The following is an 11,638-nucleotide window of genomic DNA, read 5'->3' as shown; positions in this document are numbered from 1 at the left end:
AAACTATCCCAGCACCCCGCTTTAGCGCCAGTAAACAGAAGCCTTCCCGTAGACTTATATTCACTTCAATATTGTCGCCTGCTGTCGTCTTACGTTTACACTAAACAGATATAAAGCGGTTTAGCGGTTTTAGAGGAGCATCACTATGGCCGTACATTATGAACACGACGCCTACGCCTGGGCGCTTGAACAAGCAGGGCTTCTGCGGGCGGGAAAACTGGAACAACTTGATCTTGAGCACCTCGCTGAGGAGATTGAGAGCATGGGCAAAAGCGAGCGCCGCGCGCTGGTCAGCCAACTGGCCCGCCTATTAATGCACCTGCTTAAATGGGATCACCAGCCCGAACGACGCTCACGTAGCTGGCGTTTGACCATCATTGATGCCCAAGCCAAAACAACCCGCCTGCTTAACGACAACCCCAGCTTGAAAGCATCACTACCTGAATTGATGAACCAAGCGTATGAGGATGCACGCCGCGCAGCAGCGATTGAGACCGATAGCGAGTTGCATGATTTTCCAGAGGAATGTATGTACGGTTTCGATGAAGCGGTAACGTTTCAACCTGACGAGCACTAAGTTGTATCACCCAATCAGGCTTAACCAATTGCTCGCCCAATGCACATCACTTGCAGCGCGGCGTAAGCGTTAGCGCAGCGGTGCCAAGGGAAGCCAGCTCCAAAACTGCTTGGGCGGCAACGCACCAGTTGTACCTGCAGTGAATGCAATCTGCATTAAAGATCCTATATGGCCTAAAAATCTCACCGAGCGGTATTATCTGCTGCATTTTCAATGCAAGTAGCAACAGCTACCTGACTATTTCTGAAATCAAACAAAATGCAAAGCCATCTACCCTGTCCCCACAACGCACATTATCTTGCATTTCTTTGGGAAGAAAAATCGGCTCGGAATGGCGAGCAGATGAATCACTGTTATGGCCAGGTACTGATATCTTTCAATGTAGGTAACGGTGTTCTCGCACGCCACTCACTCGCTATGTGTTGTCCTTCAGTGAGCTGTTCACGCGAAAGTTCGTTAGCAATGGCCTCACGATTTTGGTGAGCCTGTTCATGTCCTTGCGCCGCTGCAAGATTGTTCAGCACATTAGCCATGACTGGATTACGGCTTACCCCTTCGCCATTGTAGTAGCTGACCCCAAGGTTGTACTGCGCGTCAGCATGTCCCTGTTTGGCGGCTTTTCGGTACCACTCGGCGGCCGTTGAGGCGTTTTGAGGGACTCCCTCGCCGAGGTCGTACATGACCCCAAGGTTGTACTGCGCGTCAACAATGACGCCAAAAGTGTACTGCGCATCAGCATCGCCCTGCTCAGCGGCTTTTCGGTACCACTCGGCGGCTGTTGAGGCGTTCTGGGTAACTCCCTCGCCAGTGCGATACATATTGCCAAGATTGAACTGCGCCCGGGCTTCTCCCTGTTCGGCGGCCCGGCGATACCACTCAACGGCCGTTGAGGCGTTCTGGGAGACCCCCGCACCGTTGGCATACATACTGCCGAGATCGGTTTGAGCGATGGCATTGCCCTGCTCAGCGGCCCAGCGATACCACTCAGCGGCCGTTGAGGTGCTCTGGGGAACTCCTTCGCCGTATTCATACATGAGGCCAAGACTTAGCTGCGCGTCGGCATCGCCCTGTTCGGCGGCTTTTCGGTACCACTCGGCGGCTGTTGAGGCGTTCTGGGTGACTCCCTCGCCGAGGTCGTACATGACGCCAAGAGTGTACTGCGCGTCGGCATCGCCTTGTTCAGCCAACGGCTCCAAATACTTCAGAGCGGTGGCGTAATCACCATTGTTATAGGCCTCGGTTCCTGCCTTCACTGGCTGACCCAGTATAGGAGGCGCCAGAGTAATCGCGGCGGCGAGAACAATGGCTTTATTCAACGAGTGCATAAGTGGAAATTCCTTTTAAAGAATGCTCCTATGCTATCAATTTTAATTAATAAAAGGTTCAGCTATTCAGGGATGAAGTACGATACTGAGCCAGCAATAAACTCAATATCCCGCATTACCTTGAGTTTTTTGGAGCTTTCTGGGCTGCCTGAGCGGCAGCACACACCTAAGCAAGGGTGCCAAGCATCCATCAGAATTTTCTGAGCTGCCTGCACGGCAGCGAACGCGGGCAGCGTGCAAATGCAGTCAGGCCGCCATTTCTGAGCTGCCTGCACGGCAGCGAACGGGTTTGCCTATCGGCTGACGACGTTTGGCACTTTCTGAGCTGCCTGGGCGGCAGCGCACCCGGATACCCAAACAGTGCGCGATCTCGTGCTTTTCTGAGCTGCCTGGGCGGCAGCGCACGCGCTTCTTCTCCCCCAAGAGCCAGCGGATAATTTCTGAGCTGCCTGGGCGGCAGCGCACCGCCTGTGCTTACCGTGCCCGTTACGGCACTTTTTCTGAGCTGCCTGGGCGGCAGCGCACGTACACGCTGCAGAACATGCCCAGCGATTTACTTTCTGAGCTGCCTGGGCGGCAGCGCACCCGTTGACTTCTTTCCAGGTGAACTCGTTATTTTTCTGAGCTGCCTGGGCGGCAGCGCACAAAATAGGTTCCAGGCATTGTGAGTTCATTCATTTCTGAGCTGCCTGGGCGGCAGCGCACAAGACGTCGAGTTCGGCACGGTTGTTCTGGGCTTTCTGAGCTGCCTGGGCGGCAGCGCACTGGCCCTTTACCTCCGACTGCGCGGCGTTGGCTTTCTGAGCTGCCTGGGCGGCAGCGCACTAGAGCATATCAAAATTAATGTGCTGATTGTTAAAGAGCTTTAGCCAAAAAAAGCGGTATCACCCTTTTTCGAGCGACACCGCTAAGTGATTGATTATTGGTCGCCTATTTTCATGTTAGAAAAAAGGGTCAAAACCACGGCACTGTGGCGTCAGGGCTTAAGCCATAGTGATTAAACGAACCCGCCACCGGTTTTTCCTGAGGCTTGCCGTGTTCAATAAACAGGCTAAAGCGCTGCTGGGTGGAGCGGCTGTTTATTTGCACGAAGGGTAGCTCAATGCGCCGCGCCGCTAGCTTGGCATAAATCTGCTGCGCTTCATCTTCCGAAATGTCATGCCGCTTGGCATAGCGTTTGGCACGGCTTGGGCTGCCCGTATTGAACTGCTTGCGCGCCACGTTGAAGTGCTGAGAATTGGCGGGCACGGCAAGCACCTCGCTGACTTGGGTGTGATCACGCATGCCGGTTAGCCAGTCAGCGCCCATCAATTGCCCCAGCCGTGCCTGAGTGCCATGCAAACGCAGGTGATCACCTAATGTACGAGCACGGACTCCATGCTTATGGCCTGGAAAGCTAACGCCTATATCCGTTGCCTGTAGGTCAAATAGCACTCGATGCAGCTTGTTGTAGAGCGCGCCCATCAGCATCGGCGTAGCGAAATCGGGGTCGGGCCTTAGCCGAATATCAATATAGTGATCCATGGTTTACCCCGCTTCGCCGAATACACCGCCGCGAATCAGGGTCGCCATAACAAAGTGCTGATCTTCTTTCGTAGGTACTTGATCCTTGATCATCCAGTTATCTAGCAGAGAGTAGAAATCAGCCTTCTGCTTGGGCTGGCGGTACGCTTTGCCCTGCGTGGTCACTGAGCCATACGGCTCAACAGCAATAGGGCCTAGGTCTTCATCGTTTTCATTGGGGTACCAGGTGTCGATGGTACGAATGGCATTACCCAGTTTCTGCGAGTGAATACCGGCAATCTTGCTAACGTGATAAAGCGTTTTGCTCTTATCCCCCCGGCCCCGGTCAAGAATCAGCTCTTGGGACGGGAACACTTCTTGGCCACTGCCCACACGCACATAAGCCACTACCTCAAGCAGTAAGTGCTGCTCACCCGCCAACGCGGAGGCGATAACACCGGCGAGTTCTTTAAGCTCAGCGGTGTCCTCGAAAGCTCGTAACGAAAGCGACAGTGCATCAAACGTCCACTCTTTGGTGGTTTTACCCTGCGCCAATTGTCGAACGCTTACCTCAACTTGCTCTGCGCCCATGCGGTTACGCCACAGAAAGCGGCCATTAGCGAGGTTATTGGCGTAACGATGTGCCAGCTCGCCGAAGCCTTGTGCTTGTTTATACTCGGCAACTGCCTGTTCCAGCTTGGCTTGGTACTCGGCGTTATTACAGGCCGAAGGTGTTCCAGCACCGGCTAATACACGCAACGTAAAACGCGCGACTAAGGTATCTGCATTGTGGGGTAGCGTGGCGACATCGACGGTTTGTAGGTTGGGGTTTTCAATCGCGGCATCTAATTTAGCGGGATCTTGGTCTTTCGCTTTCAAGCGATTAGAAATAGTGCCGCGCACCGATTTTTCACGCACCTCAACCGGCTGCCACTGCTGTTCATCTTCCCGCTTCTCCCAACTGCTGGCGTAGAGCAGCGCATCTGAGGGGTCGAGCTTGCGCTCAAAAGCGAGGACGGAAGCGGTTTTAAGGGTATCGTTTTTAGCCATGATAAAGCTCCTTGTTTACTGTGCTGTGGCGCGAAGGTGGTAATCGTTATTAAGACGGTAGAGGCCCGCTTCTTCGTCGTTATCAACGTACCAAAGCAGGTCTTCAGGTTGCTTCATGCGGTGTGGGCTAACCCATTCACCAATGGAGTAGAGGCTTTCGACAAAGCGGAACGGGGTCTTGGTATCGCGGGCGTTAGCCACTTCTCCGGGCTGGAAAAGGTCGGAAATAGCGCCATAACCAACTGGAATCGGCACAAGCCAGCCGCGATAGGGCCGCTGCGTCTGCCAAACGGGCTTCTCGTTGGGTTCACCTTCATTCTCTAACGTGCAAACATGGTTAAGACGAGAGAGGTCTAACCACGCATCCAGCAAACTGGCCTCAGGGTTGTGTTTTTGCAGCGTTGTGAGGTGTTTGGTGAGGTAGTCATCGCGCAGGGTCAGCGCAAAGCCCGGCAGCCAGTGGCGCTTCAGTCGAGCGAACTGCTTGTAGCGTTCATCTTCGTTGTCATCAAGCATGACCCATTGCGGGCGCTGCTTATGGCTCGACACGTTGCGATTGGGCACCACACTGCCACCGGCAATACGCATGCCCGATACAATCTCACGGATTTGGTGGGCGATATCCTCATGCTCGCTTTCTGCAGCGCCGGTATCAATCGCGAAGATCAGCGTGATATCCAGATGGATACGCCCTTCTTCTACAATCGCTGCCGTACCACCGGTTTTGTCCACCGGGTTGCGCGTCAGGTGAAAGCCACGAATGTAACCACCTTCAGTGGCCTGGGCTTCAAAGTCGTGGCAAATAACCCCAACGCGACCTAACGAAACGGGAAGACTTGCCTCTGCTAACTTCCGCTCCAGAGCATGCATCAAACCTACAAAAGCACTCATGGCAGGAAAGCCCCAGGTCATTGGGCTGGAAATCGCGTTGGCGTTTTGTACCCGCAGGCGCGGCAGGACTAGGAGGCCTTTCATTTCACTCATCGTCTAGTGCTCCTTGCCATGCATCTAATTCTGTTTCTAGCGATGCCATCCAGCGGCGATCACGATCCAAAACGCGCTGATGGGTAGCGTCTTCTTTCAGCTTTTTCTGCCAATGGAGAAACTCAACATCACCTACACTCAGTTTTTTGCTTAGCTTTTCGTTAAGCCAATTGGAAAACCGTTGGCGAACAGTAGCCGCCCAGTCGATGTTCTTGCGACCTTGTCGAAACTGCTCATCGTCCTCGGCACGCTCTGGATCAAGCCAATAAATTTCCTCAACAGGCAGCTTGCACTTTTCGTTGGTACTCCAACCTGCTGGCAGCTCATGGAATTGGCTTGTGAAAACCATCAGCTCATCTATGAGAGAGCCATGAATATTGTCTACCCGTGAACGGGTATGAACATTCGGGGAGGGGTCACTTGAGAGGAACCAGGCGAGGTTGCTTAAACTTTTCTTAACACTGCTTAGTTTTTCAAAGCGCTGGAAAATAGAATCCACATTATATGGCGGGCTGACCTTTTGCTTTTCCCAACTAGGAGGCATTGAAGCCAATAAGTAATTATTGCCGCCCCGCTCGCTATTCAGTTGCGAGATATTCTGCGGCTTGGTGCCGCCCATTTTCTGTACGGCTAGATTGGGGTAGCTGTGTACCGGTTGACCAGCGTATTTCCCTTCCCGCTTGGCTTTACGTGACTCTTTGGCTTCTTCGCTAAAGCGGTCATGGTTAATAGTTTGAAAGACACGGTGCGCCAGCGAGGTGGCATAGAGAGGGGCCAGCAGATGGAAGTTCTCAGCGTCATTTTCTACGTCTGCTGCATCATCACCCACCAGCCAGTAGAGTTGCTTGCCCCGGGTATGTGAAGCATGTTCACCGCGCGGCTCAGTAATCGCAGCAAAGGCGTCGATCCACGCCTGAGCTTGTTCGGGATTATCACTTAACGCTTTTGCTAGCTCAGTATCATTTTCTAGCACACGTTCAAGCAGCGATTTACCTTCATACTCCAGCTTCAAAAATTTATAAACATCTAATGCCGCAGCATTACCTACTACATCGCCTGCAAAATCAGCGGGTAGCGCGTGACTGCCTACAAGAAAATGTTTGTTTAGCGACTCGGGAGGAGCGTAAAGGTTAGAGCCTTTGGCATCGGGGTGAATAGGTTTGAGGGAGTGGGTAACGACTTGCAGTTGACCAACGCGCCTGGCTGCATCGTTGATCCAGGTATCGAACTGAAACTGATCGACCAACACCTGGTATTTCGGGTCATCGGGAAGTAACTTTTCACTTTTTGAACGAAAGCGTTCGCTCAAAAACTCTTTTATTGTTAATCCTAAACTCGATTGTTGCTCACTTGCGGAATCAGACATAAAGCAGAGCCTCTTTGCATCAATGCAGATATCGTGCAAAATATGCTCTGAGGTCTCGACCTCAGAGCATAAGCAGGTTATCAACTAACCCGCTGCTCTACTCTTCTAACGATGTGGTAATTAACCACACTAGCATCCTCCTTCTCTTCCTCAACTGGGAGAGTCAGATACAGTCGATTATTCCGTACTTTTTTACCCGTGAGCGTTGCAGCGCTCACGGGTTTACTTTAGTGTGCTCAAAGGTCTACGTCAAGAGTATTATTGAAAGTAGATTGCAGACGCACCTAATGGTGTAATGGATAAAAACCGAACAGGTAGCTTAGAAAATTACCCCTTTGGGTTCATTTGCTACGATACTCTGCCGCACAGGCAGCGGGCCGGTGTCTATCACCGGCCTTCATTTACTCCTCCAAAATCCCAACACCGGGTGATACCCCCACCGCTGGTTTCTAGCCGAGGCCGTTACCGTGCCGAAGGTACGGGCGGCGCGATCAAGGGAGATATCCAAGTCTTCCGCCAAGTCAGCCAGTGCCGTTAAGTAATCACTTGCACCCCAGGGTTGTATCCGCTCGCCCTGCTCTTTTGCTAGGTCTACCCGCACCAGCAGGCTCTCTTCCACCGGGATATAGAGTTTTTCACCGCGCCTTGCGCCATCGTCTACGCGGTGTAGCGTCCAGGTTTCACCGCCCTCATCAGGCAGCAGCGCTAGCGTTATTTCAGGTTCGAGCTGCTTACGAAATGGGTCACGTTGAATCAATACACCGGTTAAATGCAGTTGCGGCATTACATGCCAGCTATAGGCGCCTAACGGCGGTGGCTTGGGCGCTTTCCCTATTCTTATCTCTTTTTTGGTTAACGGCTCGGCGGGCTGTTCGATCATCAGTTGGTGCAGCCGCTCGTGCTCCAGGTCTACCAGGCTATCTTTGGCGTGGAGCGTTTCTCGCGCCAGCACGCGGGGGCGTGCATCGATCACCTGATACTCATCTGGCGTAAGAAGTGTGTTAAGTGAGTGGCTATTAAGACGCCAGGCCATCTTCGTTTCGAAGCCTGGCTTATGAAAAGCGGGTTCATCCCCGCGCTCCAGGTGCTTTAGGTTGGTCTCCAGGAGCAGAATATTCGCCACCTCGCAGGCCTGCTCACGGTGACGGCGCACCCGGCCCGCTAACTGAATAATCGAACGCATGGAGGACGGTTCAACAATCGCCCAATCATAATCGTGGTCGCGACCCACTTCCGTTACCGGCGAGCCAAGCACAATAAACAGGTGGTCGTTCTCTTCGCTGCTATCCATCAGGCGGCGGATATCCGGCTGCTGGAATACGCGATCTGGCTCAGCCCGTTGCAGTGTTCTATCTAACCGGCGCTCAATTTCTGAGCGCATGACCAACGGGTGTCGGGAGTGGTAGGCGCAGAGGTGAATGCGCACACCTTCAGGGGCACCCTGCTGAAAAAGTGCTCTGGCTACGTCCACCAAGGGGTCGATATTGGCCATTCGAATCAAACCAAAGCTGACGCGTTTGCTGGTGTGAGGATCAACGGAGTGGTGCTGCTGGTGAAGCGCTAGCGCATGCTCGCGTAGCAGCGCTGAAACCGCGGGCCTAATTTCTTCTGGCCGTTTACCCAGCGATGGCAACGACAAAATATCGCCACGGCGGCGCACCGGGCTAGTAGATAGGCGCTCTAACCGACGCTTGGCAAAGGCCTGATGCGCGGTCTTGAAAGTCTCGTTACTGGCGCAGTTTTCATGCTGTCGGTCGTGCTCGTCGAACCAGGCGCAGCAAATATCGGTCGCTAATCCCGGCTCGCCGCGATGACGCTGAAAGGCTTCACGACCGCTGCGATAGGCTTCATACAAACCCTCCACCAGCGCAGGCGGCAAGGTGGCCGATGAAAGCAGTACCCGTGACCCTAGCAGCCCAGCCCAATTGACGAGCCGGGTAAGCGCCGGTAGGTCGTTGATATCGAAATCGTCGATCTCATCCAGCACTAGGTCACTGCTCATTAGGCGCAGCATGGGCACGATTTGACGCCCGCCCCGGGTGCTCTCCGTGGCAGGCACAAGATGATCAACTGTACATACCAAAATGGGGGCGGCAATCAGCGCGCGGGTGCCCGGCTCATCGCTCAAACGACGCAGCACGGGGTGGCTATCAAAATTGCCGTCAAACACCACGTGGGCATCTTCTTCTATCAGCGCCTGATTGGATGCCGAGCCGCTGGCTTCGGCTTCCTGCTCGTAGTGCTCAAACAGGGCTTTATTGGCACTGCCACCTACCCGCACGGCGAGTTCATCTTCGCCCAGATGCAGACGGTCACGTAATGCTTGGCCAGTTTGCAGAGTTAGGGTGCGCAGCCCTAGGGCTATGCTAAAGCGCGCACCCTGCTGGGGATCGGCCAGAGCGTACATAATGCGGCCATTCGCTAAGGTTTTACCACAGCCGGTGGACGCCATATTGATGCCAAAAAAGCCCTGCCGTTGGCTACGTTCCCTAAGCGATTGGGCCAGATCAAAGGCTTTATCCTGCCAGCGAAACCGTGGGTGACTGCTGCGTTTACGGAAGCCTTTATGGCGCGCTAGACGTGGTAAGTGGCTGTCAACGCTGGGTAGCGCACGGGCGACCGCGGCGGCATGTTTTTCAACTCCCAGGATATGCTCATCCAATAGCTGATTGGGCTTGCCGGTTTTGCGCACGGTATTGGCAATCAGCGGGTAGTTGGGCTCGCCGCGCACGCGATGCTGGAGGTCTTCCAGGCTAGAGTAGTGGTGGTCAGCCAGCATTAAGCTAAGCCGGGCTAAGTGCATGACATAGCGGCTTTCCAGCCAGTGACTGCTATTTTGCAGCCGCGCCTGTAACCGTGTGGCAAGCTTGGTAGCACGATCACGCCAGCGTGGGGTACTAACGGGCAATCCACTCTTGAACTGCCAATAGGGCGCGATGCATTTAGGGTCTTGCGTTTCAGGAATCTCGTTCCACTCGGCGTTTATCGACTCAAATAACGCGGGCAGTTGTTCGGCCTGTAGGGGCGCATTTCCTCTCCCCCATCGCCTTTCATTTTCGCCAACTTTTTCCGGCGGTTTTAACGGTAGCCGGTGGTGGCTAAGCACCAGCCAACCCAGCGCAGCCGCCAGCGGCGGTAATCGGCTGAACACTGCCGAGGTAGGAGCGTCTATTCCATCGCGCTCCAATCCACCTAACCAGTCCTGCGTTTGATAGTCGCCTTCCGCGAGGCGCGCCAACCAAGTAGCGTCATCGTCACTGCCTATAAACGCTTGGAACAAGCGCAGCGATATCCACTCATGACGGTATAAGTTGCGCCCTTCTACTTTGCCTTTTAGCCGCTGCTGAAAGGCGTCGCAGGCTTTGCCCAGGTCATGCAGTAGCGCAGCCAGCGCGGTGAGCAAAAGGATATCTTCACCATTGTGCCAATCGTTTTCATCACGACTGCGCAGAATATCGCGGGCAGTGATGTTGGTCGGCACTGCGCCCTGGATATTAAATCGCGAGGCATCCCCCACCACCCACATCAGCTCGCTGTGATCGTGGCCACGAATCCAGTGGCAGGCGACGGCGGTGTTTTTGCGGGCTTTTTTACGCAGCAGTTTGCGCAGGGTATCCAGCCCGGCTTGGGTGATCGGCGTTTGCCAGGTGCGGTCACCCCGGCGTTCGGCAAACTGGTCGAGGATGCGGCGCGTCTCTTTCAGGGCGTTTTTGTTGCACTGGGAAATCAGCAGCACGTTCATGCTTCGCCACTCCCCAGCGCTTGGGCGACTTCCTTGAGAGTATCGATCATAAAGTCGAGGGATTCGGTGCGGGTTAAGCGCTCGATGCAGGCTTGGCGAAATTCCTGCTCTTCATCGCCGCGCATGGCGGAAATAAACGCCTGGGGCAGAATCACCGCGTCTTTAACCAAATCCGCCACGTCGAACACCAAGCCGCCCCGGCGGGTTTTACCGTGGAGTACCGCCAGGCCATGGGGAATGCCCAGCACCCAGGTGGCAGTAGCCGCCAAGCCATAGGCGAGGTAGTTGCCGTGATCGAGAAAGCGGTTGGCAGGATCGGTGCCGGTACCGCGTTTGGCACGGGTGAAGTCGCCGTAGTCGACCGCATTAACCGCCAGCTTAAACAGCGTTTTGGTTAAACGCGCTTCCAGGGTCAGTAGGTCAACGGTGCTGGGGGCTTTGTTGATTGCTTCACGGTGGAGGTTCAGCGCGCTATGCAGGTGATCGGTGGCAATAGTAAAACCAGCGTCTTTCATCACGCGGCTTGTCCACAGCGATTCAATACGCGCCAAGCGTGCCTGCTGAAATGCACGGGCGGCATCCAGGCGTTTTACATCATCAAACCAGAAGCGCACCCAGTATTGGAGATACTCCGTGGGTCGATACTCGCTTTGCGGGGTCAGCCAGGCGACATCCACATCAACCTCATTGGCAGCAAATAACGGCGTACCGCCCCCACCACAAAACCCCACCAGCACCCCAGCTTTCGCCAATTCGCGCATAGCCGCTTGGGTAATCGAGGTGCCAGTACCCAACAGTATCGAGGTGGTGTTGGCAATGGGAATATTCCAGTATCGGGATTTACTGCCCTCATCGGTGACATACTCCACTCGGCCACCGTTCACCAACACCCGGCAATGCTGCAGGTAATAGAGGTTGGCACGCTTGGAATGAAGAATGGTTTTTAGGTCACTGGGCGAAAAGTCATCCATGCGGCGCTCCTGGTTATCGTCTTTCCCCATCTAACCATCCTTCACCCCGCAGCACCATTGACCTTAGTCATACTTCGCCACCCCTGAATCCCCCTCGTCTCATTTGTTTTGCGTGCTACG

General features: G+C 54.3%; 8 protein-coding genes and 1 CRISPR repeat array. Of the genes, 1 reads left to right on the top strand and 7 read right to left on the bottom strand.

Features of this window, described 5'->3' with window-relative positions; all coding sequences use genetic code 11:
• The first annotated feature begins 145 nt into the window (after nucleotides 1-145).
• Nucleotides 146-577, top strand: a complete 432-nt coding sequence (locus YERSI8AC_RS00970; RefSeq protein ID WP_159175924.1) for a DUF29 domain-containing protein — start codon at nucleotides 146-148, stop codon at nucleotides 575-577.
• A 353-nt stretch (nucleotides 578-930) separates the two neighbouring features.
• Here the strand turns inward: YERSI8AC_RS00970 and YERSI8AC_RS00965 are convergent, their stop codons facing one another.
• From YERSI8AC_RS00965 to cas1f, 7 genes are all read right to left on the bottom strand, one after another.
• A complete protein-coding gene (locus YERSI8AC_RS00965; protein WP_159175923.1) occupies nucleotides 931-1,902 on the bottom strand; it encodes an SEL1-like repeat protein in 972 nt (323 codons plus the stop codon).
• A gap of 136 nt (nucleotides 1,903-2,038) precedes the next feature.
• Nucleotides 2,039-2,727: direct repeats of the CRISPR family, unit length 28 nt; unit sequence TTTCTGAGCTGCCTGGGCGGCAGCGCAC.
• 129 nt (nucleotides 2,728-2,856) lie between these two features.
• Nucleotides 2,857-3,426 carry a type I-F CRISPR-associated endoribonuclease Cas6/Csy4 gene (gene cas6f / locus YERSI8AC_RS00960; protein ID WP_159175922.1) on the bottom strand — a complete coding sequence of 190 codons (570 nt, stop codon included), beginning with the start codon at nucleotides 3,424-3,426 and terminating at the stop codon, nucleotides 2,857-2,859.
• Nucleotides 3,427-3,429: 3 nt separating this feature from the next.
• Nucleotides 3,430-4,455 carry a type I-F CRISPR-associated protein Csy3 gene (gene csy3 / locus YERSI8AC_RS00955; RefSeq protein ID WP_159175921.1) on the bottom strand — a complete coding sequence of 342 codons (1,026 nt, stop codon included), beginning with the start codon at nucleotides 4,453-4,455 and terminating at the stop codon, nucleotides 3,430-3,432.
• Nucleotides 4,456-4,470: 15 nt separating this feature from the next.
• On the bottom strand, nucleotides 4,471-5,439 hold the full coding sequence (csy2, locus tag YERSI8AC_RS00950; RefSeq protein WP_159175920.1) for a type I-F CRISPR-associated protein Csy2: 969 nt from the start codon (nucleotides 5,437-5,439) through the stop codon (nucleotides 4,471-4,473).
• Complete coding sequence (gene csy1 / locus YERSI8AC_RS00945; RefSeq protein ID WP_159175919.1) at nucleotides 5,432-6,805, bottom strand: type I-F CRISPR-associated protein Csy1; 1,374 nt, start codon at nucleotides 6,803-6,805, stop codon at nucleotides 5,432-5,434. The genes csy2 and csy1 overlap by 8 nt, the downstream gene beginning before the upstream one ends.
• Nucleotides 6,806-7,202: 397 nt before the next feature.
• Complete coding sequence (gene cas3f / locus YERSI8AC_RS00940; protein WP_159175918.1) at nucleotides 7,203-10,547, bottom strand: type I-F CRISPR-associated helicase Cas3f; 3,345 nt, start codon at nucleotides 10,545-10,547, stop codon at nucleotides 7,203-7,205.
• Nucleotides 10,544-11,518: a type I-F CRISPR-associated endonuclease Cas1f gene (gene cas1f / locus YERSI8AC_RS00935; protein ID WP_159177880.1), complete on the bottom strand. Its 975-nt coding sequence runs from the start codon at nucleotides 11,516-11,518 to the stop codon at nucleotides 10,544-10,546. The genes cas3f and cas1f overlap by 4 nt, the downstream gene beginning before the upstream one ends.
• Nucleotides 11,519-11,638 lie beyond the last annotated feature (120 nt).

This window comes from Halomonas sp. 113, assembly GCF_904067645.1.
In the GTDB taxonomy this organism is placed as follows: domain Bacteria; phylum Pseudomonadota; class Gammaproteobacteria; order Pseudomonadales; family Halomonadaceae; genus Vreelandella; species Vreelandella titanicae.
The sequence above is the reverse complement of the archived record's forward strand: the minus strand, read 5'-3'. Positions and strand labels throughout refer to the sequence as shown.